The following is a 25,181-nucleotide window of genomic DNA, read 5'->3' as shown; positions in this document are numbered from 1 at the left end:
TGCTGAGGACCCACGGAATTTTCCGTGGGTCCTCAGCATTTCCAGGGGTCGTCCGCAAGGATCACCCGAAGCGGCCGGACACGTAGTCCTCGGTGGCCTTCTGGCTCGGGTTGTTGAAGATGGTGCTGGTGTCCGCGAACTCGATGAGCTTGCCCGGCTTGCCGGTGCCCGCGATGTTGAAGAACGCCGTCTTGTCCGAGACGCGGGCGGCCTGCTGCATGTTGTGGGTCACGATCACCACGGTGTAGGAGTCCTTGAGCTCATTGATGAGGTCCTCCACCGCGAGGGTCGAGATCGGGTCCAGAGCGGAACACGGCTCGTCCATGAGCAGCACGGCCGGTTCCACCGCGATCGCACGGGCGATGCAGAGACGCTGCTGCTGGCCACCCGAGAGGCCCGAACCGGGCTTGTCCAGACGGTCCTTGACCTCGTTCCAGAGGTTGGCGCCCTGCAGGGACTTCTCCACCAGGGCGTCGGCCTCGCCTTTGGAGATCCGCTTGTTGTTCAGCTTCACGCCGGCCAGGACGTTGTCCCGGATCGACATGGTGGGGAACGGGTTGGGGCGCTGGAACACCATGCCGATGTTCGTGCGGACGGTCACCGGATCGACGCCGGGGCCGTAGATGTCCGCGCCGTCCAGCAGGACCTCGCCTTCCACGTGTGCGCCCGGCAGCACCTCGTGCATGCGGTTCAGCGTGCGGAGGAAGGTGGACTTGCCGCAGCCGGACGGGCCGATGAAGGCCGTGACCGACTTGGCCTCGATGTTGATGTTGACACCCTCCACGGCCAGGAAGTTGCCGTAGTAGACGTTCAGGTCCTTGACGTCGATTCTCTTGCTCATTGCTGTGGTTCCTTCGGAATCTTCAGTGGGTGTCTCTAGCGGCCCTGCTTGGGCGCGAAGACCCGTGCGATCAGGCGGGCGATGAGGTTCAGCAGCATCACCAGGATAATCAGGACCAGGGCCGCGCCCCAGGCCCGCTGGTCCGACGGACCGGGGTTGGACGGCGACGTCGGGTTCAGGATCTGCGTGTAGATGTACGTCGGGAGCGAAGCCATCCACCCGCCGAACACGTTGTTGTTGATCGCGGTCGCGAAGCCGGCGGTGACGAGGATGGGCGCCGTCTCGCCGATGACGCGGGCGATCGCCAGGGTGACGCCGGACGCGATGCCGGAGATCGCCGTCGGGATGACGACCTTCACGATCGTGCGCCACTTGCGCACGCCCAGGGCGTAGGCGGCCTCGCGGAGCTCGTTCGGGACGATCTTGAGCATCTCCTCACTGGAGCGCACCACCACGGGGATCATGAGCACCGAGAGCGCGATCGCGGCGACCGCGCCGGTCTTGGTGCCGGGGCCCACCACGATGAAGAAGAACGCGGCCGCGAACAGACCGGCCACGATCGACGGGATGCCGGTCATGACGTCCACGAAGAAGGTGATGGCGCGGGCCAGGAAACGGTCGTTGCCGTACTCGACCAGGTAGACCGCGGTGAGCAGACCCACCGGCACGGAGATGACCGTGGCCAGGGCCGTGATCTGCAGGGTGCCGATCAGCGCGTGGTACACGCCGCCCAGGACCCTCGTGCCGTTCTCCACGGCCTTGTTGTCGGCCACACCGGTCACGCCGTTCATCGAGGTGCCGAGGAAGCCGGGGGTCATGAGGCCCGGGATGCCGTTCACCAGCGCCGTCCAGATGACGGAGACCAGCGGCAGCACGGCGATGATGAAGGAGCCGAACACCAGGCAGGTGGCCAGCTTGTCCTTGGCCTTGCGGGCGCCTTCCACGGAACCGCTCCAGGCCACCAGGCCCACGGTGAAGAGGATGGCGGAGATCAGGCCCCAGCCGAACGGGTTGAAGCCGATCAGATTCACGAGCGCCGCGCCGACGATCAAGGACGCGCCCAGCACGACCCAGGGGGCGTACTTCGGCAGCTGGCCCTTGGTCAGGGCGGAGCGGCGGCGATTGGGTGTGGGTGTCAGGGTGGTGGTCATGTCAGTTGGCCCCCGAGAATTCCTTGTGCTTGGTGATGATCCACCGCGCGATCATGTTCACGCCGAGGGTGATGACGAAGAGGACCAGGCCGGCCGCGATCAGGGTGTTGACCTTGATGCCGGACGCCTCCGGGAAGTTCAGGGCGATCTCCGCGGCGATGGTCTGGTTGCCGCTCTGGATCAGGCTGGCCGTCAGCGCGCCGGAGGAGAGCACCAGGGCCACGGCCATGGTCTCGCCGAGCGCGCGGCCCAGGCCGAGCATGATGGCGCTGATGATGCCCGGGCGGCCGAACGGCAGGACGGCCATGCGGACCATCTCCCACCGGGTGGCGCCGAGGGCCAGCGCGGCCTCCTCGTGCAGCTTGGGGGTCTGGAGGAAGATCTCGCGGGACAGGGAGGTGATGATCGGAAGGACCATGACCGCCAGGACGATGCCCGCGGTGAGGATCGTCTTGCCCGTGGCCGAGGCGGGACCGGCGAACAGCGGGATCCAGCCCAGGTTGTCCGCCAGCCAGTCGTACGCCGGGGAGATCTCCTTGGCCAGGAACGCGGCGCCCCAGGCGCCGTACACCACCGAGGGGATGGCGGCCAGGAGGTCGATCACGTACCCGAGCGCCGACGCCAGACGGCGCGGGGCGTAGTGCGAGATGAAGAGCGCGACGCCGATGGCCACCGGGGTGGCGATCACCAGGGCGATCGTGGCGGCGATCAGGGTGCCGATGATGATCGGCCAGATGTAGGCCCAGAACCCGGCGCCGCCCTGGATGTCGGCCGGGTCGGCCACCAGTGCGGGGATCGCCTGGGCGACGAGGAACGCCGCCACACCGAAGAGGACGAGGAGGATCAGGATCCCGGCGCCGAGCGTGGCCCCGGAGAAGACCTTGTCGCCGGCCCGCCCTGCGGCCGATGACTCAGTCATGGTGTTGCTGCTCACTTAACTGCCTTCCAGTCCAGTGTGGGGTGCCCCGGCCCTGCCGGATTCCCTGATCGGGTGGGTAACGGCAAAGTTCCCTGTCCAGGTCTTCCTCGTCCCCTGGCCGTGGGGGCCGGGTGTGGAACCCGGTTCCCACGGCGTCGGGGAGAATGCTCTGGACAGGGAACTCGTCATCCCCGGGCGGGGAATGCTAGCCCTTGACCTTGATCTGCTCGATCGCGGCCTTGGCCTTCTCCTGAAGGCTCTTGCTCAGCGGCGCGGACTTGGCGGCGTCGGCGGCGGCCTGCTGGCCGGCGTCGCTCACCACGTAGTTCTCGAACGCCTTGATGAGGTCCACGGTGGCCTGGTCCTTGTAGGTGGTGCACAGGATGTGGAAGGAGGCCAGCGTCAGCGGGTACGCCGCGGAGTCGGTGGTCTTGCGGTCGATCTTCAGGGACAGGTCGCCCTGAGCGCGGCCTTCCACGGACTTGCCGGTCTCGACGGCCTTGGCGGCGCCCTCGGCGGTGGGCTTCACGAAGGTCTCGCCGACCTTGATGGAGGCCACACCGAGCTTGCCGGAAACGGCGGAGTCATCCGCGTAGGTCACGGCGCCGGGGGTGTCGGTCACGGTCTTGACCACGCCGGAGGTGCCCTTGGCGTTCTCACCCTTGAGGGAGGACGGCCAGACGCCATCGGCCTTGTCGGTCCACACGGACGGGGCCACGGCGGACAGGTAGTCGGTGAAGTTCTTGGTGGTGCCGGAGTCGTCCGAGCGGTTCACCGGGGTGACCTTGAGATCGGGCAGGGTGACGCCCGGGTTCAGCTTGGCGATGGCCTGGTCGTTCCACTTGGCCACCTGACCGCGGAAGATCTTGGCGGTGGTGTCGGCGTCGAGCTTGAGCTCCTTGACGTCCGGCAGGTTGAAGGCCACGGCGATCGGGGAGATGTACACCGGGATGTTGATGGCGCCGTTGGGGCCGCACTTCTCCTTGGAGGACGCGTACTCGTCATCCTTCAGGTAGGCGTCGGAGCCGGCGAACTGGGCGGAGCCGTCCAGGAGGGCCTTGCGGCCTGCACCGGAACCGTCCGGGGAGTACTGCACGGTGGCGCCGGAGTTGGCGCCGCCGAAGCCGGTCTTCCAAGCGTCCATGGCCGCACCCTGGGAGGAGGCGCCGACGCCGGTCAGCGTGCCGGTGACCTTCGGCCCGTTGTTGCTGGGGGCAGCCGAGTTGGTGCCGGTCGCGTTGTCCGAACCGCAAGCGGTCAGCGCCAGAGCGCCTGCTGCGACGACTGCGAGTGCCGCATGGCGGCCGAAGCGGAGAGCCTTCACAATGTTCCCTTTCAGGGTCCTGATGTCGCGTCGGCCCGGACTCTGCCTTCCGCCCCGATCGGGTGCGTGACGGTCCTGCCGACGATGCGTACCTTTGTACCTTCAACGAAACTAAAGAGCCGAGGTAAAGGGATCCGCGGTTAAAGGTGAACGTGAGGTTAACCCACCGTGGATACTCCGTGACTTCTGGCCGGGCCGCATTGCGTTGGCCTGACGCACGCCGTAAAGACACTTCCTGAACCGGAGGCCACGGCGACATGAACGGACGGCCGCAGGGCGCCGTCGCCGGCTCGGCAATAGACTGGGCCCATGGTGCGCATGACCGGCGTGAAGCCGCTTGGCAGGGAAGCGAAGGAGCGCGCCACCACGGGCGCCATCCGCATGCGCGAATCGCTCATCCCCGCACTTCAGATGACGTTCTGCGCCGTCGGGGCGTACACCTTCGCGGAGCTGGTCCTGGGGCATGTGGGTCCGCTGTTCGCGGCGACCTCCTCGCTGATCGCGCTCGGTTTCGCGCGGGGGACCCGCTTGCGGCGCGTGCTGGAAGTGGGCGTCGGCTGCACGCTGGGCATCGCGGTGGGGGACGTCCTGCTCCACTGGCTGGGGTCGGGGATCTGGCAGGCCGCCGTCGTGCTGCTCTTCTCGATCCTCCTGGCGCGGTTCCTGGACAGCGGGGCCATCTTCGCCACCCAGCTGGGACTTCAATCGCTGCTGGTGGTGCTGCTCCCGGCGCCTGCCGGAGGGCCGTTCACCCGCAGCCTGGATGCCGTGGTGGGCGGGGTGTTCGCCCTCCTGGTGACGTTCCTGACGCCCCGGGACCCGCGAGAGGAACCCCGGGTGCTTCTGCGGTCCACCCTTCAGCAGACCTCCGAGGTGCTGCGGGAATGCGGCAAGAGCCTCATGGACGACGACTCCACCCTGGCCTGGCACGCCCTGGTCCGGGCCAGGAACTGCCAGCCCGAGCTGGACGCCCTGCGGATGGCGCTGAGGGCCTCGGGCGAGGTGGCCACCATGTCCCCGCTCTACCGGCGGCACCGTTCGGAGGTCTCGCAGCTGGGCGAGGCGGTCGAGTTCCTGGACCTTGCCCTGCGCAATTGCCGGGTGTTCGCCCGCCGCCTGACGAGCGCCATCAATCACACGGCGCTCAGCGATGAGGCGACGCAGAGCATCGCGGAGGTGCTGCTGGAGACCGCCGACGCGGTGGACCTCATGGCGGTCGGCTACGCGGGCGACGACGGCCGGGGCCGCGACTCCGCGCTGCGGGACGCGCAGCAGGACCTGGCGTCGATCGCCACGCGCCTGCACCCGCGCCTGCTGGGCGTGAGCCGGCTGGAGGGCGAGACGGTGGTCATGCTGTTCCGTCCCCTCATGGTGGATCTCCTGGAGACCGCCGGCGTGGAGGCCAAGGAGGCCCGGGACTACCTGCCGGATCTCTGAGCGTTCCGGAATTTCTGTCGGTCCCCGCCGATAGGCTTGAGGACATGGCGAGCAAGACCACCCGCGGCAGCAAAGCGCCGGGATACAAGTGCACCGAATGCGGCTGGACCACCATCAAGTGGGTGGGCCGCTGCGGCGAGTGCCAGGCCTGGGGCACGGTGGTGGAGACCGGAACCACGGTCGCACGCACGACGGCGGCCGCCACAGTATTGGAGCCCGCCCTCCCGATCGCCTCGGTGGACGCGGCGGCCGCGGCCTTCCTGCCCACCGGCGTGAATGAACTGGACCGGGTGCTCGGCGGCGGCCTGGTCCCCGGGGCCGTGATCCTGCTGGCCGGCGAGCCCGGGGTCGGCAAGTCCACCCTGCTCCTGGACGTGGCCGCGCGGTTCGCCCGCACGGGCCAGGACGTCCTCTACGTGACGGGTGAGGAGTCGGCGGCGCAGGTGAAACTCCGCGCCGAACGGATCGACGCCGTGGCGGACACCCTGTACCTCTCCGCGGAGACGGACCTCTCCCAGGCCCTGGGCCAGGTGGAACGGGTGGAGCCCCGGCTGCTCGTGGTCGACTCCGTCCAGACCCTGAGCAGTCCCGAAGTGGAGGGTTCCGCGGGCGGCGTCTCACAGGTGCGGGAGGTGGCGGCGTCCCTGATCGCCGCCGCGAAGAAGCGGAACATGACCACCCTCCTGGTGGGACATGTGACCAAGGACGGCTCCATCGCCGGCCCCCGGCTCCTGGAGCACCTCGTGGATGTGGTCTGCCAGTTCGAGGGCGAGCGCCATTCACGGCTGCGGCTCATCCGCGCCGTGAAGAACCGCTACGGGCCCACGGACGAGGTGGGCTGCTTCGATCTGAACGAGGACGGCATCGAGGGTCTGGCGGACCCGAGCGGCCTGTTCGTCTCGCGGACCAAGGAGCCCGTGTCCGGGACCTGCATCACCGTGACCCTGGAGGGCCGGCGCCCCCTGGTGGCCGAGGTGCAGTCCCTCCTGGCGACCTCCTCCAATGCCCAGCCCCGCCGTGCCACGAGCGGCCTGGATTCCTCCCGCGTCTCGATGCTCCTGGCCGTGCTGCAGCAGCGCGCCGGCTGTCAGCTCCACAAGGACGATTCGTATGTGGCCACGGTGGGCGGCGTGAAGCTCAGCGAGCCCGCCACGGATCTAGCCGTCGCCCTCGCAGTCGCGTCGGCCAAGGCGGGCAAGGCGCTGTCCAGCCGTCTGATCGCGTTCGGCGAGGTGGGCCTGGCCGGAGAAGTCCGGCCCGTGCCCGGCATCAACAAGCGCATCCACGAAGCGAGCCGGCTCGGCTTCACGCACGCCATCGTCCCGTCCAGCCCCAACGGCCCCGGCCCGGTCCCGGACGGCTTCACCGTGAAGGAAGTGGAACACCTGGCACAGGCGCTGGAACTGCTGTTCCACGGGTGACGCCTCGCGGAGGGCGGAAGTCGATGTGACACGGCCTCCGCAAGACGCGCTGGTACAACTGAAGGGTTCATCCCCTCCCGCGAAAGGCGACCTGCCCGTGATCTCTTCCTTCCAGGTGCTGGCATCCCTGCCGGGCGGATCGGCGGCCGACGGCGCCGGCCCGGTCATCACCGAAGAGGCCCGGGGCGTCTTCCTGGTCCGGGGTGCTTCCGCGAACTGGGTGATCGTCAAAGAACCGGACGGCCCGGCTTTCACTCTCATCGACAGTGGTTACCCGGGCGACCACCCACTGCTCCTGGAATCGTTCGAACGTCTGGGTCTGAAACCTGCCGACTGCGCCGCGCTGCTGGTCACACACGGGCACGTGGATCACATCGGCGGTGCGGCGAAACTGTCCGAGGAGCACGGCATCCCCGTGTGGTGCCACGAAGCGGAAGTCGCGAATCTCGTCGGTCCTCGCCGGGAACAGCTCACCTTCGGCCAGGTCGCGGGCAAATTGCTGCAACGGAAAGTGCGGCGCTGGCTGCGCATGGTGATCAGGCTGGACGCGCTCAAGCCTCTGTCCGTCACCCCCGCCCGCACGTTCACCGACGGAGAAGGCCTCGACGTCCCCGGGCGCCCCACGGTGCTTCTCTGCCCCGGCCACACCTCGGGATCCGTGGCGTTCCTCCTCGACTCCTCCGACGGCCGGGTCCTGATCAGCGGAGACACCCTCGTGAGCGACCACGAACTCCTCTCCGGACCGGTCCAGGCACAGCTTCTGCCGCTGTTCTTCAGCCACGACCACGACGGTATCCGCCGCAGTTTCGATCTGCTGAACGCTCAGCCCGTGGACCTCATCCTGCCCGGCCACGGGCCGGCGCTGCGCCCGACGACGGCGAGCTGAGCCGGGCTGAGCCCGCGGTTCCCCCTCGCGGACGCCGAGGCGGCCCGCCGTCGTCGTTGTGTGCTCAGGTGTGGTGCCCGTCGTTGTGTGCTCAGTTGTTGCGGATTCCGGACCCTGCAACCCGCAACAACTGAGCACACAAGTCGGGAGGACTTGATATGTCGGATATTTCCGACATATCCTGACTCTGTGCTTCCCGACGTCTTCGGCGCTCTCGCCAACCCTGCCCGGCGCAGGATGCTGGACGCCCTGCGCCAGGGCCCGCTCACGGCCGGTGAGCTCACCGGTTTGCTCGAGCTGAGCCGGTCGGCTGCCTCCGAGCACCTCGCCGTGCTCCGCGAGGCAGGCCTGGTCCTGGAGGAACGCCGCGGCCGGAACCGGGTCTATCACTTGCAGGCGGGCGGACTGTCACACGTCGGCGACTGGCTGAAGCACTACGAGCACTACTGGAACGAACGCCTCGACGACCTCGGATCCCTCCTCGACGCCACGGCGCCGGCTCCCGGAACGCCAGGCGCCCCCTCCACCGCACCCCGCGAGAACCCCGCAGAACGGAAGAATGATGCCTGAGAACCAGATCCCCGACACGCAGCCTGCCGCCGAGACCACCGAGAACGCCATCCGTCTCGAACGCCACTTCCCGCACCCGATCGAGCGCGTCTGGGAGGCCATCACGACGCCGGAACTCCTCGCCCGCTGGTGGGCCGCCGGAGACATCGCGCCCGTCGTCGGCCACCGGTTCACGCTCGACATGGCCCACTGGGGCGAGCAGCGCTGCGAAGTCCTCGCCGTCGAACCCGGCAGGGCACTCACGATCCTCTTCGCCGAGGGCGTTCTGGACACCACCGTCACGTGGCGCCTGGAAAGCGTCGTGGACGGCACCGTCCTGCATTTCGAGCACGCGGGCTTCCGGCTCGACACCCCGGCCGGACGTCAGGCACTCGAGGGCATGGGCCGGGGCTGGCCCGGCGTGATCGGCCGGATCGAGACCGTGCTGGCCGAAACCGCCTGAGGAGCCGCGTCCGCAAAGACGCACTTTTCGGCCGCGTCCGCAGCCGCTCCATGAGGCACTTTCCGGCGTCCTGATGCGGAATCCGGCCCGGCTGGACCCTATGATGGTCTCAGCCGTGGAAGGTGCACTTTGCGTGTGCCGCGATGCAGATCGTCCAACGGCTCTTGGAGCCGGACCGCAAGACTCCGGCCCGGACGCCTGAAGGGAACTGTCAGCATGGCCCGCACACCAGAAGAGACGCTCACGGCCACTCTCGCCCGCGTCGCGCCCGGCACCGCCCTGCGTGACGGCCTGGAACGCATCCTCCGCGGACGGACCGGCGCCCTGATCGTGCTGGGTTCGGACCGCACGGTCGACTCCATCTGTTCGGGCGGTTTCGAGATCGGGATCGAGTTCTCCCCCACCCGCCTCCGCGAGCTGGCGAAGATGGACGGCGCGATCGTCTGCGACAAGGACGCCCGTCACATCGTCCGCGCCGGGGTCCAGCTGGTCCCGGACGCCAGCATCGAGACCTCCGAGTCCGGCACCCGGCACCGCACCGCAGAGCGCGTGGCCAAGCAAACCGGTTTCCCCGTCATCTCGGTCAGCCAGTCCATGCAGATCATCGCCCTCTACGTGAACGGCCTCCGCCACGTACTGGAGGGTTCCGAGAAGGTCTCCGCCCGCGCCAACCAGGCCCTCGCCACACTGGAGCGCTACCGCTCGCGCCTGGACCAGGTGACCGCCGCCCTCTCCTCGCTGGAGATCGAGGCGATGGTGACCGTGCGCGACGTCGCCGTCACCCTGCAGCGCCAGGAGATGGTCCGCCGGATCTCCGAGGAGATCTCCCAGCTCGTCCTGGAGCTCGGCGTGGACGGCCGCCTGCTGGCCCTTCAGCTCGACGAACTCACGGCCGGCCGCGGGCCGGGCAGCGAGGTGATCCTCCGGGACTACGCCGGTTCCGACGCATCCTCCGAGGACATCGACCGGGCCGTCGTCGCGCTGCGCGAGCTGAGCGCGCAGGATCTGGTCGATCCGCACCGGATCGCCGCGATCATCGCCGGGGCGGGCGGCGAGGCGTCACCGGACGCCGTCGTCGAACCGCGCGGGTACCGCCTGCTGTCCGGCCTGAAAGCCGTGCCCGGCGCCGTCGCGGACCGTCTGGTCGAGCACTTCGGGGGCCTCCAGTACCTCATGGCGGCCACGATCGAGGACCTCATGCAGGTGGACGGCATCGGCGAGCAGCGTGCCCGCAGCGTCCGCGAGGGCCTGTCCCGGATGGCCGAGTCGAGCCTCCTGGACCGCTACATCTAGAGCGTCCGCTACATCTGAAGCGCCGGACGCCCGCCCGGCAGAACCTCAGCCGAGCTGGAAGATGGCCTTGTCGCTGGTGCGCTGGCCCAGGGTCGCCTGGAAGACGTAGGTGGCGCCGCCCGCCCCGGGCTTCGCCGTGATCAGCTGGCATCCCTCGACCGACCGGTTGCGCTGCCATACGAAATTGGCGGTCTCGCTCTTGCCGGGCGCCAGGGTCTTCTTCAGATCGTTCGGCTTGTCCATGCAGTCGCGGGAGTTGAAGATCCGGTCCTGGCCGCTGGAGATGAGGAACTCCATCTGCGAGGTGCCGATGTTGATGGGGCACGCCACGGTTCCCTCGTTGGTGACCTTGAGGGTCAGCACGGGGTTCTCCTTGGGTCCGTAGACCTTCTTGTCCGTGGTGGCCGTGACCTTGACCCGCCCCTCATCGCACACCGGGGTCGCCGGAGCTGACGGGCTGGCCGACGTGGCGACGGGTGCGGCGCTCGGCGCATCCGTGCCGGTCGCGGCCGACGCCAGGCCGGCCGGGCCCTTCATCAGGGACATGAGACCGAAGACGCCCCAGGCCACAAGCGCCAGGACCACGATCAGAGCCCCCAGGACCACCACGCGCCGTCGCCGGTACACGGCAGGACTGACTTTCCGTTGCGTCCCGCCGCCTCTGCTCACACCCTGCCGTGCCATGCCTCCAAGCCTACCCAGTCAGCCTGGGTGCCCGCGGCCGGGCCGCTCCGTGATTGCGGGGTCACTTGATGCCGCCCGGAGCCGGTTCAGGGGACCATAAGTGACCCCGCAAGCCGCAGGTGGGGGATACAGTGGATTCCGCCATGACCACGTACCCCAGCGACAGCACCCGGCTGAAGACCGCCAAGCTCATTGAGGAGTGGTTCCTGGCCACCGGCCGAGACCTCCCCTGGCGGACCGCCCTCCCCCACTCGCGGGGCTGCAGCCCGTGGGGCATCATGGTCAGCGAATTCATGCTCCAGCAGACCCCGGTGGTCCGGGTCCTCCCTGTCTGGGAGGCCTGGATGAAGCGCTGGCCCACTCCGGCGGACCTGGCCGCCGAGCCCGCCTCCGAAGCCGTCCGCGCCTGGGGCCGTCTCGGGTATCCCCGGCGTGCGCAGCGGCTGCATGCCGCCGCCGTCGCGATCGTCGAGAAGCACGACGGCGCCGTGCCGGACACGCGCGAAGCCCTCCAGGCGCTCCCGGGCGTCGGCACGTACACGTCCGCGGCCATCGCCGCTTTCGCGTTCGGCCGCCGTGAGAGCGTCGTGGACACCAACATCCGCCGGGTCCATGCCCGGCTCTTCACCGGTTCCGCACTGCCGGCCCCGTCCTTCACCGCGGCGGAGGCCCGGCTGGCCGAGGAGCTCCTCCCGGAGGACCGGGCCGAGTCGGTGACGTGGAATGCCGCCGTCATGGAGCTGGGCGCCCTGGTCTGCACGGCGAGGTCGCCCAAATGTGAGGAATGCCCGGTCGCCGCGGAGTGCGCCTGGCTCGCCGCGGGGCGTCCGGACCCCGAGTACACACCGAAGGGCCAGTCCTGGCACGGCACCGACCGGCAGGTCCGGGGCGCGATGATGGCCGTGCTGCGGGAGGCCGGGGCTCCGGTGCCGCGGGAGCTGTTCCTGGCGCGTCCCGAGGGCTGGGACACGGGCGCCGTCACGGGCGCAGCCCTGGACTCGGGTCTGGACTCGGGCCCGGGCTCGGGTACGGTGGACGTCACGTGGAGCGCCGGGGACGGCGTGTTCCGCACACTCGACGCGCTGCACCGGCTCCAGGCCCCCGCGGATCAGCTGGAGCGCTGCCTGGCGGGTCTGCTGACGGACCGGCTGGCCACCGAGAGCGACGCGGGCGTCACCCTTTAAATCGTCGACTGCTCCGCAGGGCGCCATTCCACCCCGAAATCGGCGGGACACGGCATCCTATGGAGCAGCCGATGAGAGAGAAGGGAAGGCTCAGAGTTCCCCGAAACCCGTCCGGCACTGTTCGGCGATGAAGTCCATGGCGCGGCGGGCGTCGGGGCCGCTGGCGCGCACGTGCAGCACGGTGCCCTGCCCCGCGGCGAGGGTCATGAGCATCATGACGGACTGACCGTCCGCGCCGTTGATGTCGACCTCCACGTCCAGGCCGCCCAGGTAACCGGCCAGAACCGCCGCGGGCCGGGCATGCAGGCCGAGCTGGTTCAGCACCTCGAAGTCCTCCACGATCGCCCCACCCACGGAGGCGGGCTCATCCGCGTCCTCCTGGACGGCGCGGGGGCGTGCAGGAGGCGCGGTGCTGTCATCGATGCGGGCCTGCATCTGCTGGGCCAACGCGGACTCGGCCGCCGCCTTCACGGCCGCCACTCCGGCACCGCCCTGCGCCGCCACGGAGGCGGCCACCAGGCCTTCGATGAGCGGTGCGTCAGCCAGGGAGACGTCCTGCGGCGTGCCCAGGAACTCCACGGCGCTCTCGGCCACCATGACGGCCGAGCCCAGATCGCACAGGATCACCACGCCTTCACCGGAGTTCGCCGCCTCGATCGCGGCCATCACCTTTTCCAGGCTGGTTCCCAGGCCGCCGTCGTCGGTGCCGCCTGCGGCCTCGAGGCGCACCGACGGGGCCATCTGGGCGGCCAGCTCACAGGCCCCCTCCGCGATCTTGGTGCTGTGGGACACGATCACGATTCCGACAGTCATGGGACCCTTCCGGCGAAACGAGCGAAGTGATGACCCGGACCCGCGAGGGACCGGGAAGCGGCGCGCCGGAGCGGGCCGCAGGGTTGATTCTAACGGTCCGGGATCAGGAGTCCGCCGCGGCGTCCGCGGCAGCCCGCAGGAGCAGCGCGGTCGACTGCGATCCGGGGTCGCGGTGTCCCGCGCTGCGTTCGCCGAGGTAGCTGGCCCGGCCCTTGCGGGCCACGAGCGGTTCGGTGGCCTCCGCGCCCTGCTCCGCCGCCTTCGCGGCGCGGTCCAGGAGCACCGCGGGGCTCTCCCCCACCGCGGCCTGGGCTGCTTCCACGGCCGGCGTCCAGGCGTCGATCATGGTCTTGTCGCCCTGCTCGGCCTTGCCTCGGGCCACAATGCCGTCGCGAGCCGCGGCGAGGGCGGCCGCCAGGGCCTCGGAGTCGAGTTCCTCAGCGTCACCCAGAGCCGTGGCCGCCCGCAGGAACGCCGTCCCGTACAGGGGGCCGGCGGCGCCACCCACCTTGGACATGAGAGACATGGCCACGGACTTCAGCGCCGCTCCGGGGGTGGAGGGCGGCTGCTCCTCCAGCTTGGTCAGCGCCGCCGTGAAACCGCGTTCCATGTTCTCGCCGTGATCGGCGTCCCCGATGGCCCTGTCCAGTTCGATCAACGCCATCCGGTTCTCCGCGAGCACGGCGCCCGCACGGCGCAGCCAGTCGAGGGTCCAGGCCAGCCCGAGAGTCTCCGTCATGGTCAGACCCCCCACCGGAGTGCCGCCGTGTGAACCGGGGCGTCCCAGAGTTCCACCAGCTCATCGTCCAGTTTCAGGACGGAGATGGAGCAGCCCTGCATCTCGAGCGCCGTGATGTAGTTGCCCACCAGGCTGCGTTCCACCTCGAGGCCGGCCTCGGCCAGGATCTGGGTGGCGGCCCGGAAGACGATGTAGAGCTCGCTCTGCGGCGTCCCTCCCATGCCATTGACGAACAGCAGAACCTTCTGGCCCGGCGCGGCCTGAAGGTCCTCCAAGACCGGGGACAGCAGGCGTGCGGTGATGGCGTCCGCGTTCTCCAGCGGGATGCGGTGCCGGCCCGGCTCGCCGTGGATGCCGATGCCGATCTCGATCTCGTCCTCCGCCAGATCGAAGCTCGGAACCCCGGCATGCGGGACGGTGCATGCGCTGAGAGCCACGCCCATGGTGCGGACGTTCGCGTTGACGCGGTTGGCGATCTCCTCCACGGCGTCCAGCGAGTCGCCCCGCTCCGCGGCGGCGCCGGCGATCTTCTCCACCAGCACCGTGCCGCCCACGCCACGGCGTCCGGCAGTGTACAGCGAGTCCTCGACCGCGACGTCGTCGTTCACCAGCACCGAGCGCACATCCACGCCTTCGGCCTGGGCCAGCTCTGCGGCCGTTTCGAAGTTGAGCACGTCACCCGTGTAGTTCTTGACGATCTGCACGACGCCGGCGCCCGAGTCCGCGGCCAGCGTCGCCGGAAGGATCTGGTCCGGGGTGGGGCTGGTGAAGACGGCGCCGGGAACGGCGGCGTCCAGCATCCCGAGTCCCACGTAGCCCGCATGCAGCGGCTCGTGCCCGCTGCCGCCGCCGGAGACGAGCCCCACCTTGCCGGCCGCCGGCGCGTCCTTGCGGGTGATGAAGATCGGATCCGGGTGGACGGTCACCAGATCGGGGTGGGCCAGGCCGAATCCTTCGACGGCCTCCTCCACCACTGCGCGCGGGTCATTGATGAGCTTTTTCATGGGACTACCTGCCTTGTGTCGGAGCGCCTCACTGTGACCCTACTACCAGCGCCCGGGGCACGGTAGAGGGACGGGCGGGAAGCGTCCTGGGGGTTGTCCGTGAAACTCAGAGCCGGCGGATCATGCGGGTGTTGCCCAGGGTGTTGGGCTTGACGCGGGCGAGGTCCAGGAACTCCGCGACACCTTCGTCATGCGAGCGCAGCAGCTCCGCGTAGACGGCCGGATCGACGGCGCTCTGGTCCTCCATGACCTCGAATCCGTGGCGCTGGAAGAACCCGACCTCGAACGTCAGGCAGAAGACGCGGCTCACCCCGAGTGCGCGGGCCTCGTCCAGGAGGCGCTTGACCAGGGCATGACCCACGCCCCTGCCCCGCCAGCTGTCCGCGGCGGCCAGCGTGCGGATCTCCGCCAGGTCCTCCCACATGACGTGGAGGGCGCCGCAGCCCACCAGTTCGCCGTCGGTGGACTCGGCCACGCGCAGCTCCTGGATGCCTTCGTAATAGGCCACCGTCTCCTTGGCCATGAGGATCCGTTCCTCCGCCAGCGGCGCCACGAGTCGCTTGATGCCCGGGACGTCGGAGGTGCGGGCGGGGCGGAGCGTGAAGTCGGCTGCTGGCATTCCTCCATCGTAGGGCTTGGCGCCCGCCCACCCGGAACCCGGGACGCAGGGTGGACATCCAGGCGGACGAAGGGCCGGGCTCCGTGCCGAGTCCGCTATGCACGCGGCGAATCCGCTACCAGTGGTAGCGGATTCGCCGCCTCGGTAGCGTACTCAGCGCGACGGCGGCCACGCGGCACACGCGAAAGGCCGGCGACGTCGGGTCTCCCCGCCGTCGCCGGCCTTCAGTCATGCACAGCGTTCAGTCATGCACGGTGCTGCGAACCTCAGGCGGCTCCGCTGCCCAGCTCCCCGGTGCCACCGTCACCGTGGGCGCTCGGAGCAAGCTCCGGAACCGTCGGCTTGGCGGTGCCGGCGAAGGTGAACTTCGCCTCGTCGCCTTCGCCGTCCACGTCCACCAGGACGATGTCCCCGGCCTTGAGTTCCCCGAAGAGGATCTTCTCGCTGAGCTGGTCCTCGATCTCGCGCTGGATGGTCCGGCGGAGCGGACGGGCACCCATCGCGGGGTCGTAGCCACGGGTGGCCAGCAGGACCTTCGCGGCGGGCGTGAGCTCGATGCCCATGTCCCGGTCCTTCAGACGGTTCTCCAGGCGGGTGACGAACAGGTCGACGATCTCGATGATCTCGTCCTGCGTCAGCTGCGGGAAGACCACGACGTCATCGACACGGTTCAGGAACTCGGGGCGGAAGTGCTGCTTGAGCTCCTCCGTGACCCGCGCCCGCATCCGGTCGTAGCCCGTCTTGGTGTCCGTGCCGGACTGGAAGCCCGTCATGACGCCCTTGGAGATGTCCCGGGTGCCGAGGTTCGTGGTCATGATGATCACGGTGTTCTTGAAGTCCACCACGCGGCCCTGGGAGTCGGTCAGACGGCCGTCCTCCAGGATCTGCAGGAGCGAGTTGAAGAGGTCCGCGTGGGCCTTCTCCACCTCGTCGAACAGCACCACGGAGAACGGACGGCGACGGACCTTCTCCGTCAGCTGGCCGCCCTCTTCGTAGCCCACGTATCCGGGAGGGGCTCCGAAGAGCCGGGACACGGTGTGCTTCTCCGAGTACTCGGACATGTCGAGGGTGATGAGGGCGTCCTCGTCACCGAACAGGAACTCGGCGAGTGCCTTGGCCAGTTCGGTCTTGCCGACGCCGGTGGGGCCGGCGAAGATGAACGAGCCACCCGGACGCTTGGGATCCTTGAGCCCGGCACGGGTGCGGCGGATCGCCTGGGACAGCGCCTTGATGGCGTCGTCCTGGCCGACCACACGCTTGTGCAGTTCGTCCTCCATCTTGAGCAGACGGCTGGATTCCTCCTGCGTCAGCTTGAAGACCGGGATGCCCGTGGAGTTGGCCAGCACTTCGGCGATGAGCTCCTCATCGACCTCGGCGATCTCATCCGGACCGCCGTTGCGCCAGGCCTCTTCCTTCTCGTGACGCTCGGTCACGAGCTTCTGCTCACGGTCACGGAGCGCCGCGGCGCCCTCGAAGTCCTGAGCGTCGATCGCGGATTCCTTCTCCCGCTTGACCGCCTCGATGGCGACGTCCATCTCCTTGAGCTCCGCCGGAGGCGTCATGCGGCGGATGCGCAGACGGGCTCCGGCCTCGTCGATCAGGTCGATGGCCTTGTCCGGCAGGAAGCGGTCCGAGATGTACCGCTGAGCCAGGGTGGCGGCGGCCTCGAGGGCGCCGTCGGTGATGCTCACGCGGTGGTGCGCCTCATAGCGGTCGCGCAGGCCCTTCAGGATCTGGATGGCGTGGTCCACGCTCGGCTCCGCCACCTGGATGGGCTGGAAGCGGCGCTCGAGCGCGGCGTCCTTCTCGATGTGCTTGCGGTACTCGTCCAGCGTGGTGGCGCCGATGGTCTGGAGTTCACCACGGGCCAGCATCGGCTTCAGGATCGAGGCGGCGTCGATCGCGCCCTCGGCGGCACCCGCACCCACCAGGGTGTGGATCTCGTCGATGAACAGGATGATGTCGCCCCGGGTGCGGATCTCCTTGAGGACCTTCTTCAGGCGCTCCTCGAAATCACCGCGGTACCGGGAGCCCGCCACCAGGGACCCGAGGTCCAGGGTGTAGAGCTGCTTGTTCTTGATGGTCTCCGGGACGTCACCGCGGACGATCGCCTGGGCCAGGCCCTCGACGACGGCGGTCTTGCCGACGCCGGGCTCGCCGATCAGCACCGGGTTGTTCTTGGTGCGGCGCGAGAGGACCTGCATGACGCGTTCCATCTCGTGCTCGCGGCCGATCACCGGATCGAGCTTGTTCTCCCGCGCGGCCTGGGTCAGGTTGCGGCCGAACTGGTCCAGCACCACGGACCCTGCCGGGGTGCCTTCCTGCTGGCTGGAACCGACGCCGGCGCCTGCGGTCTCCTTGCCACCCTGGTATCCCGTGAGGAGCTGGTTGACCTGCTGGCGGACCTTCGAGAGGTCTGCGCCCAGCTTGACCAGCACCTGCGCGGCGACGCCTTCACCCTCGCGGATGAGGCCCAGCAGGATGTGCTCGGTGCCGATGTAGTTGTGGCCGAGCTGGAGGGCCTCACGCAGAGACAGCTCCAGGACCTTCTTGGCACGCGGGGTGAAGGGAATGTGACCCGATGGCGCCTGCTGACCCTGTCCAATGATCTCCTGGACCTGTTCGCGGACGCTCTCAAGCGAGATTCCCAGGGATTCGAGCGCCTTCGCGGCGATGCCGTCACCCTCGTGGATGAGGCCCAGCAGGATGTGCTCGGTCCCGATGTAATTGTGGTTGAGCAGCCGGGCTTCTTCCTGTGCAAGGACGACTACCCGGCGAGCTCTGTCCGTGAATCTCTCAAACATTTCGCCACACTCCTCAGATACGACGTAATTAGATGCTACGTGCGTCTCAGCGCCTTGTGGGGCATGTTCGCCAGAGGGGGAATCAGCCCGGCATCCGGCGACACGGAGGTGGCACGGAAACGGCCGGCCCCGGACTCGGAAGTCCGGAACCGGCCGTGAAACCGCCGCCTTGATCAGGCGTCATGCCGCGAGCTCTCGCCGGGATGAGCGGGCCGCGGATTTCCCGATGATCAGCTGTTCGCCTTGTGGTACGCCTCGATGATGTCGGCGTGCACGCGGCCACGGGAGCTGACCTTGTAACCGTTCTCCTGAGCCCACTTGCGGATCTGGGCGGTGTCCTGGCCCTTCGCCGCAGCGCGCTTCGGGGCGCGAGTGGTGCTGGTCACCCGGCGGGCGACTGTGATGTATTCCTCAAAAGCGCCCCGGAACTTCTGAGCATTTTCAGCGGAGAGATCAATTTCATAGTTGTTCCCATCCAGTCCGAAGCGGATGGTTTCATCGGCAACGCCGCCGTCGACATCGTCGACAAGAATGATTTTGACTCGCTGTGCCATGAACTATGGCTCCCATCGTGTGGTGGTTAAAGCAGGTCATACGACCCGTATTGGCTGCGCCCCCGCACTAGAGTATGTCCGAATCATTTCAATGAGTCAATAATCCGAATTAGTCAGCACTCGAATTATTCGATGTCGCAGTGGATTCGCCGTTGTTATTCTTTGCGGCGGCGTCCCACTCTTCTTCCGCCTTGGCCAGGGCTTCGCGCTCCGAACGGTCCGCATTCAGCAAGGCGCGGATGGCGAACCAGAACAGCAGGCCCACCACGAGGGACGGGAGAAGAACGGCGATGTATTCCATATCAGTTCACTTCTGGCTTGAGGAGGGGGAAGAGAATGGTTTCCCGGATTCCGGCGCCCGTGAAGAGCATCACGAGCCGGTCCACACCGAGCCCGATGCCACCCATGGGCGGGGCGCCGTATTCGAGCGCACGGAGGAAGTCCTCATCGAGCTGCATGGCCTCGTCATCCCCGGCCGCCGCCATCCGCGACTGTTCGGTGAGGCGCTCACGCTGAATCACGGGATCGATCAGTTCAGAGAATGCCGTGCCGCGTTCCATGCCGCCGATGATGAGATCCCAGGCCTCGATGAGGCGGCCGTCCTCACGATGCGGGCGGGCCAGCGGCTGAGCCGACGGCGGGTAATCGTAGACGAACGTCGGATTCAGCAGAGTGGGCTCCACGATCTCGCCGAAAAGCTCCACCACGAGTTTCTCGGCGCCCCAGGCGGGATCGATCTTCACACCGTGCTTTTCCGCCACGGCGCGCAGTTCCTCCGCGGTGGTGTCCGGGGTGATTTCCTGACCCACGGCGTTTGAGAGACCCGGGTAGACACCGAGCCAGGCCCATTCGCCACCGAGGTCGATTTCCCCGGCTTCGGTCTGGATCACCCGGCCGGCGCCAATTGCGTCCGCCGCATCCAGGATGATCTCTTTCATCCGTTCGGCCATGACGAATTGATCCGCCCAGGCCTCATAGCATTCGAGCGTGGTGAATTCCGGGCTGTGCGTGGAATCGACACCCTCATTCCGGAAGACGCGTCCCATGTCATAGACGCGTTCGATGCCGCCCACCACCGCTCGCTTCAAATAGAGCTCCGTGGCGATGCGCAGGGTCATCTTCTGGTCGAAGGCGTTGAGGTGGGTCTCGAACGGGCGGGCCGCGGCGCCACCGTGGACCAGGTTGAGAATCGGGGTCTCCACCTCCACGTAACCGTGGCGGTTGAGCGTCTCGCGGATGGACCGCGTGACGGAGGCGCGGGTGTAGACCATCTGGCGGGCCTCGTCGCGGACCAGGAGGTCCACGTACCGCTGGCGCACGCGGGTCTCCTCATTGAGCCCGGCGTGCAGCACGGGCAGCGGGCGCAGCGCCTTGGACGCCATCCGCCAGGACTCGGCCATGATGGATAGCTCGCCGCGTCGGGAGGAGATGACCTCGCCCTTGATGAAGACGTGGTCGCCCAGGTCCACCAGCGCCTTCCACTGGGAGAGCGCCTCCTCGCCCACCACGGCCAGACTCAGCATGGCCTGAAGGCGGACGCCGTTGCCGTCCTGGAGCGTGGCGAAGCAGAGCTTGCCGGTGTTGCGCACGAAGACCACACGGCCCGTGACGCCCACGACGTCGCCCGTGGTCTCGTCCGCCACCAGATGGGCGTACTTCTCGCGGATCTCGCCCAGGGAGTGAGTGCGTTCCACGCCTACCGGGTAGGCCTCCATGCCGAGCTCGAGCAGCTTCTGGCGCTTTTCCCGGCGAACCCGCATCTGCTCGTTCGCGTCGGAGGCCTCGGAAAGGGGAGTGGGATTTTCAGCAGTCACAGTCCCCTAGTTTACGTGACGCAGAGGGCGCCCACCCGGACGCTAGCATGGGGTCGTGAAGTTCCGGAAGGTCCTGGAGGTTCCCCGCACCGAGTCCATCGTCCGTGCCGGGGACGGGGCGGAGTTGGCGATGGACAGTTATGGCGAGGCCGACGCGGACCGCAGCATCGTCGTCGTCGGCGGGGCGTTCCTCACCGCGGCGCTCTACCGGCCCTTCGCGCAGGCCTTCGTGACCGCCCTCGAATCCGAGGACGAGGGCAAGAGCTGGGCCGTGCACGTCTACGACCGGCGCGGCCACGGCCAGTCCCCCGAGCAGGGGCCCGAGTACGGCATGGACCTGGAGATCGCGGATCTGGAGGCGGTGCTGCGGCAGACCGGGGCGAAGCACGTGCTGGGCCATTCACTGGGCGGAGCCGTGGTGCTCAACGCCGCGCGGCACAGCGGATCCGGGCTCGGCGTCTCCCGCCTCTCGGTCTACGACCCGGCGGTCAACATCGACGGCAGCACTCCCGTGGACTGGCTGCCCGCCTTCTCCCAGGCGGTGAACGACGGCGACGTCCCCCGCGCCATGGCGCGCATGCGGCGGGGCATGCTCCCGGGCACCGCCCTCTCCCGGGCTCCCGAACCCATCCTCGGGCTGCTGTTCGGGGCACTCGGCCGGACCAAGGCCAACAAGCTATTCGCGGAACTCATGCCGTCCTCCGTCGGCGAGCTGAAGGCCGCACTGGAGGAAGAGGCCCACGCCGAAGACTTCGCCGGGATCACCCAGGAATGCTGCATCTTCTACGGCGCCCGCAGCCCGGAGTACTTCCGGGAGACGGCGCGCCTCCTGCACCGGTCCGTGCCGGGACCGCTGCGCCAGGTGCCGCGCTGCGTCCACGGCTCCGTCCCCGCCGTCGGCAAGCGGCTGGTCACCGCTCTCGCCGAGTTCCACGTGCACGGCGCCCGGCAGGAGAAGCCCCGCGGAAGAAAGCGGAGAACGTCGCAGCGCGGGACGGCCGACGTCACCGCCTGACGGGTTCATGACTCGTCCAGACTGCTCCGCTAGGCTCTTGTCATGAAGCGCGAGTCGGTGCGCACCTCTGACGGTGCCGAGCTGGAACTGAACACCTACGCCGTGGACGATCACGCCTCGGCTCCTGGCGTCGTCGTGGTGATCGGATCGCTGGTCACCGCGGCCGATTACGCCAAGTTCGCCAAGGCCCTGGCGGAGGCGCTCAAGCGGCCCATCCACGTGCTGAACCGGCGCGGTCAGGGCAAGTCGACCCCGCAGACCGACTCCTACTCCCTGGAACAGGACGTCGAGGATTTGAAGGCGGTGCTGGAACACACCGGCACGCGGGACCTCTTCGGCCACAGCTTCGGCGGCGCCCTGGTGCTGCACGCTGCTCGCAGCATCCCGGTGGATCACCTGGCCGTCTACGACCCGGCCGTCTCGATCGACGGCAGCGTGCAGGCCCCGTGGATCGGCGAGTACGAGGCCGCCCGGGCCTCCGGCGACACCGAGAAGGCCCTGGCGATCGTGATGCGCGGGCTGGAACCGCACGGCGCCCTGTCCCGGATGCCGCTGCACATGCTGACCCTCGGCAACAAACTGACCGCCACCACGGGGTTCGGCAAGGAGATGCGCGAGCAGCTGCCCAACGGCGTCCGCGAGATCAAGGCGATGATCGCCGCGGACATGTCCGCCGAGCCCTTCCTGGAACTGCCCCTCGAAACGCTCATCATGGTGGGCGAGAAGAGCCCCGCGTACTTCGGGGTCGCCTGCGGCCGTCTGCACGAGGTCCTCTCCGGCTCGGCCTACAGCGTCATCCCCGGCCTGGGCCACGACGGCGTGAACCGCGCCCCGGCCCGGCTGATCGAACCCCTCGCGGAGTTCTTCGCCGGCTGACGCCCTCCTCCATCACCGCGAGAAGCCAGTTGAGCACAGTCCCGGTGATCGGGACTGTGCTCAACTGGCTTCTCGCGTCAGGTCAGGTCAGTGGTGACCGGCGCCTTCCGTCCTGCGCATCATGGCGGACAGCACGACGGCGAGCACCGCCACGCCGGACGCCGTCAGGAAGGCGATCCGGGTGCCGTCCAGCAGGTCGCCGTGCAGTGCGGTCCCCGCCGCGAACAGAGCCACCAGCAGGGCGGTTCCTGCCGCGCCCGCCACCTGCTGGAGCGTGCCCAGAATCGCGGATCCGTGCGAGTACAGCTGCGGCGGCAGCGGGTTCAGGCCATTGGTGAACGCCGGGGTGAAGAGCAGCGCCAGAGAGAAGTTCAGCACCGTCTGGATGACCGTGACGTACCAGATCGGCGTCGACGCGTTCATCATGGCGAACTGCCACAGGCACAGGACCATGAGGACCGAACCGGTGACCGTCAGCGGGCGCGGACCGATCTTGTCGTACATCCTGCCGATGAACGGGCCGGACAGGCCCATGGCCAGGCCACCGGGCAGCATGACGAGCCCGGTCACCAGCGGCTCCGCACCCAGCACCTTCTGCAGGAACAACGGAAGCAGGATCACGGTGCCGAAGAGGGCCACCATCGCCACCACCAGGAGCAGCACGGAGACCGTGAACATGCGGTGGTTGAACGCCCGCAGGTCCAGGAGCGGAGCGCCCGCCCGCTGAAGGACCAGCTGACGCCAGACGAACAGGCCCATGGCGATCGCGCCCACGGCCAGCGCCACGATGGCTCCCGTGCTGGGACCCGCCTGGCCGCCATGTCCGCCGCCGATCTGGCTGAGACCGTAGACCACGCCGCCGAACGCCGGGATGGTCAGCAGGACCGAGAGCATGTCCAGACGCTGCTGGCCCGGCTCACCGACGTTCACCAGGTACTTGGCGCCGACCAGCAGCGCCACGATGGCCACGGGCAGCACGAAGATGAACATGAAGCGCCACTCGAAGTGCTCCAGGATCACCCCGGAGACGGTGGGGCCGAGCGCCGGCGCCACGGACATGGCGATGGTGATGTTGCCCATCACCATGCCGCGCTTGTTCATCGGGACCAGGGTCAGGATGGTGGTCATGAGCAGCGGCATCATGATGGCCGTGCCGGTCGCCTGCACCACACGGCCCAGGAGCAGCACGCCGAAGCCGGGGGCGACGGCCGCGATCACGGTGCCCAGGGTGAACAGTCCCATCGCCAGGAAGTACGCCTGCCGGGTGCGCAGCCGTTCCAGGATGAAGCCCGTGGTGGGGATGACCACGGCCATGGTCAGCATGAAGCCGGTGGAGAGCCACTGGACGGTGCTTTCGGAGACGTCGAGCGCCGTCATGAGGCGCGGCAGTGCCACGTTCATGATGGTCTCGTTCAGGAACACCGTGAAGGTGGAGACCAGGAGCACGCTGATGATCACCACGACTTCGCGGGAGAGCTTCTCCGGCGCGCCCGCCTCGGGCGCGGTCTGGGCGGCCTCGGGCGGCGAATCGTAGGCGGCGGGCGCGTCGAGCGGCCCGCCGGAGGGGTTCTTGATGTCGGAGGTCATGTCACGTCCTTGCGAGTGAATCAAAGGGGAGCGATGGTGCCGACGGCCCACCGGCGTCGGGGACGACGGGGCGCTGGACCGGCAACGGTGGTTTCCCGGACGGAACACGGGACAGGACAGGCCTGAAACCGGAGCTCTTCCGAGCGGGATGGATAGCGGAAACGGCGGTCAGGGCACGGCGAAGCCGGGCCACGGAAGCCGGCACACCGCATGGCGCACTCCGAGCATTTCCAGAAAGTCCCTGACAGAGGACTCCGAGTGGAGAGCTGGGTCTCGCCTAGGCAGAAAGCGGTGTGTTATCGATCAGACGCACAGAACCAAGTTTAGCCGCAACGATGGCCAGTGCGTCACCCCTGAACGGAGTGAATTTGCAGTTTTCCGCGAGGGGTTCCAGCGTGCGGGGATCGACCACCTCGAAGTAGTCCAGTTCCACGCCGGGGGCGGATCGCACCAGGTCGGCGGCGGATTCGAGGTCGAGCGGCTCATGAGCGGCGGCCCGCTCCTCCAGGAGCCGCAGGGCACGGGAGAGGACCAGGGCGGACTCCCGCTGCTCGGGCGAGAGGAAGCGGTTCCGGGAGGACAGCGCCAGCCCATCCGCGTCCCGCACGATCGGCACCGGCACGATCCGGACGTCGAAGTCGAGATCCGCGACCATCTGCTGCACCAGGACGAGCTGCTGCGCGTCCTTCTGACCGAAGTACGCGCGATTCACCGGCACGGGCGCATGCGCCAGGTGCAGGAGCTTCGAGACCACCGTGAGCGCGCCGTCGAAATGCCCGGGGCGGGAAGCGCCCTCCCACGCGCCTCCGAGCGGACCGGAGGTCACCCGCACGCCCGGCTCCCCCAGCGGGTACATCTCCTCCACCGAGGGAGCGAAGACGAGCCGCACGCCCGCCTCCTCCAGAAGCGCCAGATCGGCGTCGAGGGTGCGCGGGTAGCGTTCCAGGTCGACGGCCTCGCCGAACTGCAGAGGATTGACGAAGATGCTGGCCAGGGCGAGGTCGTTCTCCTGGGCCGCCGTGCGGGCCAGCGCGGCGTGCCCCCGGTGCAGGGCTCCCATGGTCGGCACGAACCCGGCCGAGGAGACTCCCGACGCCGCTGCCTCCGCAAGGCGGGCACGGAGCGCGGCCTTGGTGGTGACCAGTTCGATGCTCATGAGGACCTCTTCTTCAGCCTTCTCCGGTCCCGGCGGGAACCGGGGCCG

At 68.3% G+C, this 25,181-nt stretch carries 24 protein-coding genes; 9 read left to right on the top strand and 15 right to left on the bottom strand.

Annotated elements, in window-relative coordinates; all coding sequences use genetic code 11:
- Positions 1 to 61: 61 nt before the first annotated feature.
- From pstB to pstS, 4 genes are all read right to left on the bottom strand, one after another.
- Positions 62 to 841, bottom strand: coding sequence for a phosphate ABC transporter ATP-binding protein PstB (pstB, locus tag AB4Y75_RS13925; protein WP_144629715.1), 780 nt, complete (start codon positions 839 to 841; stop codon positions 62 to 64).
- Positions 842 to 876: 35 nt separating this feature from the next.
- Positions 877 to 1,992, bottom strand: a complete 1,116-nt coding sequence (gene pstA / locus AB4Y75_RS13920) for a phosphate ABC transporter permease PstA (RefSeq protein ID WP_441436464.1) — start codon at positions 1,990 to 1,992, stop codon at positions 877 to 879.
- A gap of 1 nt (position 1,993) precedes the next feature.
- Positions 1,994 to 2,911, bottom strand: a complete 918-nt coding sequence (pstC, locus tag AB4Y75_RS13915) for a phosphate ABC transporter permease subunit PstC (RefSeq protein WP_441436513.1) — start codon at positions 2,909 to 2,911, stop codon at positions 1,994 to 1,996.
- A 205-nt stretch (positions 2,912 to 3,116) separates the two neighbouring features.
- Positions 3,117 to 4,235: a phosphate ABC transporter substrate-binding protein PstS gene (pstS, locus tag AB4Y75_RS13910; RefSeq protein ID WP_441436463.1), complete on the bottom strand. Its 1,119-nt coding sequence runs from the start codon at positions 4,233 to 4,235 to the stop codon at positions 3,117 to 3,119.
- A 309-nt stretch (positions 4,236 to 4,544) separates the two neighbouring features.
- Here pstS and AB4Y75_RS13905 point away from each other — a divergent pair, with 309 nt between their 5' ends.
- The 6 genes from AB4Y75_RS13905 to disA all read left to right on the top strand — a co-directional run bounded on the left by AB4Y75_RS13905 (position 4,545) and on the right by disA (position 10,284).
- Positions 4,545 to 5,672, top strand: a complete 1,128-nt coding sequence (locus tag AB4Y75_RS13905) for an FUSC family protein (protein WP_441436462.1) — start codon at positions 4,545 to 4,547, stop codon at positions 5,670 to 5,672.
- A gap of 44 nt (positions 5,673 to 5,716) precedes the next feature.
- A complete protein-coding gene (radA, locus tag AB4Y75_RS13900) occupies positions 5,717 to 7,093 on the top strand; it encodes a DNA repair protein RadA (protein WP_441436461.1) in 1,377 nt (458 codons plus the stop codon).
- A 97-nt stretch (positions 7,094 to 7,190) separates the two neighbouring features.
- The gene (locus AB4Y75_RS13895) at positions 7,191 to 7,979 is read left to right on the top strand and encodes an MBL fold metallo-hydrolase (protein ID WP_441436460.1); all 789 of its coding nucleotides are present in this window, start codon (positions 7,191 to 7,193) and stop codon (positions 7,977 to 7,979) included.
- A 189-nt stretch (positions 7,980 to 8,168) separates the two neighbouring features.
- The gene (locus AB4Y75_RS13890) at positions 8,169 to 8,549 is read left to right on the top strand and encodes an ArsR/SmtB family transcription factor (RefSeq protein WP_441436459.1); all 381 of its coding nucleotides are present in this window, start codon (positions 8,169 to 8,171) and stop codon (positions 8,547 to 8,549) included.
- On the top strand, positions 8,542 to 8,991 hold the full coding sequence (locus AB4Y75_RS13885; protein ID WP_441436458.1) for an SRPBCC family protein: 450 nt from the start codon (positions 8,542 to 8,544) through the stop codon (positions 8,989 to 8,991). Before AB4Y75_RS13890 ends, AB4Y75_RS13885 begins: the two co-directional genes overlap by 8 nt.
- A 216-nt stretch (positions 8,992 to 9,207) precedes the next feature.
- Positions 9,208 to 10,284 (top strand): DNA integrity scanning diadenylate cyclase DisA, encoded by a 1,077-nt coding sequence (gene disA / locus AB4Y75_RS13880; RefSeq protein WP_441436457.1) that lies wholly within the window; start codon positions 9,208 to 9,210, stop codon positions 10,282 to 10,284.
- 45 nt (positions 10,285 to 10,329) lie between these two features.
- On the opposite strand, the gene AB4Y75_RS13875 is transcribed toward disA, so the two are convergent.
- Positions 10,330 to 10,968 carry a hypothetical protein gene (locus AB4Y75_RS13875; RefSeq protein ID WP_441436456.1) on the bottom strand — a complete coding sequence of 213 codons (639 nt, stop codon included), beginning with the start codon at positions 10,966 to 10,968 and terminating at the stop codon, positions 10,330 to 10,332.
- A gap of 143 nt (positions 10,969 to 11,111) precedes the next feature.
- Here AB4Y75_RS13875 and AB4Y75_RS13870 point away from each other — a divergent pair, with 143 nt between their 5' ends.
- Positions 11,112 to 12,152 carry an A/G-specific adenine glycosylase gene (locus tag AB4Y75_RS13870; RefSeq protein WP_441436455.1) on the top strand — a complete coding sequence of 347 codons (1,041 nt, stop codon included), beginning with the start codon at positions 11,112 to 11,114 and terminating at the stop codon, positions 12,150 to 12,152.
- Positions 12,153 to 12,242: 90 nt separating this feature from the next.
- Here AB4Y75_RS13870 and dhaM read toward each other — a convergent pair whose 3' ends face one another.
- From dhaM to lysS, 8 genes are all read right to left on the bottom strand, one after another.
- Positions 12,243 to 12,965: a dihydroxyacetone kinase phosphoryl donor subunit DhaM gene (gene dhaM / locus AB4Y75_RS13865; protein ID WP_441436454.1), complete on the bottom strand. Its 723-nt coding sequence runs from the start codon at positions 12,963 to 12,965 to the stop codon at positions 12,243 to 12,245.
- 103 nt (positions 12,966 to 13,068) lie between these two features.
- Entirely contained in the window at positions 13,069 to 13,704 is a 636-nt protein-coding gene (dhaL, locus tag AB4Y75_RS13860) for a dihydroxyacetone kinase subunit DhaL (protein ID WP_441436453.1), read from the bottom strand.
- 2 nt (positions 13,705 to 13,706) lie between these two features.
- The gene (gene dhaK, locus AB4Y75_RS13855; protein WP_441436452.1) at positions 13,707 to 14,708 is read right to left on the bottom strand and encodes a dihydroxyacetone kinase subunit DhaK; all 1,002 of its coding nucleotides are present in this window, start codon (positions 14,706 to 14,708) and stop codon (positions 13,707 to 13,709) included.
- A 106-nt stretch (positions 14,709 to 14,814) separates the two neighbouring features.
- Positions 14,815 to 15,327: an amino-acid N-acetyltransferase gene (locus AB4Y75_RS13850; RefSeq protein WP_441436451.1), complete on the bottom strand. Its 513-nt coding sequence runs from the start codon at positions 15,325 to 15,327 to the stop codon at positions 14,815 to 14,817.
- Positions 15,328 to 15,593: 266 nt separating this feature from the next.
- Positions 15,594 to 18,131 (bottom strand): ATP-dependent Clp protease ATP-binding subunit, encoded by a 2,538-nt coding sequence (locus AB4Y75_RS13845; RefSeq protein ID WP_441436450.1) that lies wholly within the window; start codon positions 18,129 to 18,131, stop codon positions 15,594 to 15,596.
- Positions 18,132 to 18,361: 230 nt separating this feature from the next.
- Positions 18,362 to 18,685, bottom strand: a complete 324-nt coding sequence (locus AB4Y75_RS13840; protein ID WP_441436449.1) for a histone-like nucleoid-structuring protein Lsr2 — start codon at positions 18,683 to 18,685, stop codon at positions 18,362 to 18,364.
- Positions 18,686 to 18,794: 109 nt separating this feature from the next.
- Positions 18,795 to 18,986 (bottom strand): hypothetical protein, encoded by a 192-nt coding sequence (locus AB4Y75_RS13835; RefSeq protein WP_441436448.1) that lies wholly within the window; start codon positions 18,984 to 18,986, stop codon positions 18,795 to 18,797.
- A 1-nt stretch (position 18,987) separates the two neighbouring features.
- Positions 18,988 to 20,445: a lysine--tRNA ligase gene (gene lysS / locus AB4Y75_RS13830; protein ID WP_441436512.1), complete on the bottom strand. Its 1,458-nt coding sequence runs from the start codon at positions 20,443 to 20,445 to the stop codon at positions 18,988 to 18,990.
- 109 nt (positions 20,446 to 20,554) lie between these two features.
- Here lysS and AB4Y75_RS13825 point away from each other — a divergent pair, with 109 nt between their 5' ends.
- Both AB4Y75_RS13825 and AB4Y75_RS13820 read left to right on the top strand, forming a co-directional pair.
- Entirely contained in the window at positions 20,555 to 21,514 is a 960-nt protein-coding gene (locus tag AB4Y75_RS13825; protein WP_441436447.1) for an alpha/beta hydrolase, read from the top strand.
- Between the two features lie 42 nt (positions 21,515 to 21,556).
- A complete protein-coding gene (locus AB4Y75_RS13820) occupies positions 21,557 to 22,390 on the top strand; it encodes an alpha/beta fold hydrolase (RefSeq protein WP_441436446.1) in 834 nt (277 codons plus the stop codon).
- A gap of 87 nt (positions 22,391 to 22,477) precedes the next feature.
- Here AB4Y75_RS13820 and AB4Y75_RS13815 read toward each other — a convergent pair whose 3' ends face one another.
- Together AB4Y75_RS13815 and panC are read right to left on the bottom strand one after the other, a co-directional pair.
- Positions 22,478 to 23,977 (bottom strand): MDR family MFS transporter, encoded by a 1,500-nt coding sequence (locus tag AB4Y75_RS13815; protein ID WP_441436445.1) that lies wholly within the window; start codon positions 23,975 to 23,977, stop codon positions 22,478 to 22,480.
- A 277-nt stretch (positions 23,978 to 24,254) separates the two neighbouring features.
- Positions 24,255 to 25,133: a pantoate--beta-alanine ligase gene (gene panC / locus AB4Y75_RS13810; protein ID WP_441436444.1), complete on the bottom strand. Its 879-nt coding sequence runs from the start codon at positions 25,131 to 25,133 to the stop codon at positions 24,255 to 24,257.
- Positions 25,134 to 25,181 lie beyond the last annotated feature (48 nt).

Source organism: Arthrobacter sp. RAF14 (genome assembly GCF_052114185.1).
Taxonomy (GTDB): domain Bacteria; phylum Actinomycetota; class Actinomycetes; order Actinomycetales; family Micrococcaceae; genus Arthrobacter_E.
The sequence above is the reverse complement of the archived record's forward strand: the minus strand, read 5'-3'. Positions and strand labels throughout refer to the sequence as shown.

Bases quoted from the DNA above. Each gene is read 5' to 3' on its own strand.
- pstB (WP_144629715.1), bottom strand. From the start codon at position 841: ATGAGCAAGAGAATCGACGTCAAGGACCTGAACGTCTACTACGGCAAC.
- pstA (WP_441436464.1), bottom strand. From the start codon at position 1,992: ATGACCACCACCCTGACACCCACACCCAATCGCCGCCGCTCCGCCCTG.
- pstC (WP_441436513.1), bottom strand. From the start codon at position 2,911: ATGACTGAGTCATCGGCCGCAGGGCGGGCCGGCGACAAGGTCTTCTCC.
- AB4Y75_RS13905 (WP_441436462.1), top strand. From the start codon at position 4,545: ATGGTGCGCATGACCGGCGTGAAGCCGCTTGGCAGGGAAGCGAAGGAG.
- radA (WP_441436461.1), top strand. From the start codon at position 5,717: ATGGCGAGCAAGACCACCCGCGGCAGCAAAGCGCCGGGATACAAGTGC.
- AB4Y75_RS13885 (WP_441436458.1), top strand. From the start codon at position 8,542: ATGCCTGAGAACCAGATCCCCGACACGCAGCCTGCCGCCGAGACCACC.
- disA (WP_441436457.1), top strand. From the start codon at position 9,208: ATGGCCCGCACACCAGAAGAGACGCTCACGGCCACTCTCGCCCGCGTC.
- AB4Y75_RS13875 (WP_441436456.1), bottom strand. From the start codon at position 10,968: ATGGCACGGCAGGGTGTGAGCAGAGGCGGCGGGACGCAACGGAAAGTC.
- AB4Y75_RS13870 (WP_441436455.1), top strand. From the start codon at position 11,112: ATGACCACGTACCCCAGCGACAGCACCCGGCTGAAGACCGCCAAGCTC.
- dhaM (WP_441436454.1), bottom strand. From the start codon at position 12,965: ATGACTGTCGGAATCGTGATCGTGTCCCACAGCACCAAGATCGCGGAG.
- dhaL (WP_441436453.1), bottom strand. From the start codon at position 13,704: ATGACGGAGACTCTCGGGCTGGCCTGGACCCTCGACTGGCTGCGCCGT.
- dhaK (WP_441436452.1), bottom strand. From the start codon at position 14,708: ATGAAAAAGCTCATCAATGACCCGCGCGCAGTGGTGGAGGAGGCCGTC.
- AB4Y75_RS13850 (WP_441436451.1), bottom strand. From the start codon at position 15,327: ATGCCAGCAGCCGACTTCACGCTCCGCCCCGCCCGCACCTCCGACGTC.
- AB4Y75_RS13845 (WP_441436450.1), bottom strand. From the start codon at position 18,131: ATGTTTGAGAGATTCACGGACAGAGCTCGCCGGGTAGTCGTCCTTGCA.
- AB4Y75_RS13840 (WP_441436449.1), bottom strand. From the start codon at position 18,685: ATGGCACAGCGAGTCAAAATCATTCTTGTCGACGATGTCGACGGCGGC.
- AB4Y75_RS13835 (WP_441436448.1), bottom strand. From the start codon at position 18,986: ATGGAATACATCGCCGTTCTTCTCCCGTCCCTCGTGGTGGGCCTGCTG.
- lysS (WP_441436512.1), bottom strand. From the start codon at position 20,445: ATGCGGGTTCGCCGGGAAAAGCGCCAGAAGCTGCTCGAGCTCGGCATG.
- AB4Y75_RS13820 (WP_441436446.1), top strand. From the start codon at position 21,557: ATGAAGCGCGAGTCGGTGCGCACCTCTGACGGTGCCGAGCTGGAACTG.
- AB4Y75_RS13815 (WP_441436445.1), bottom strand. From the start codon at position 23,977: ATGACCTCCGACATCAAGAACCCCTCCGGCGGGCCGCTCGACGCGCCC.
- panC (WP_441436444.1), bottom strand. From the start codon at position 25,133: ATGAGCATCGAACTGGTCACCACCAAGGCCGCGCTCCGTGCCCGCCTT.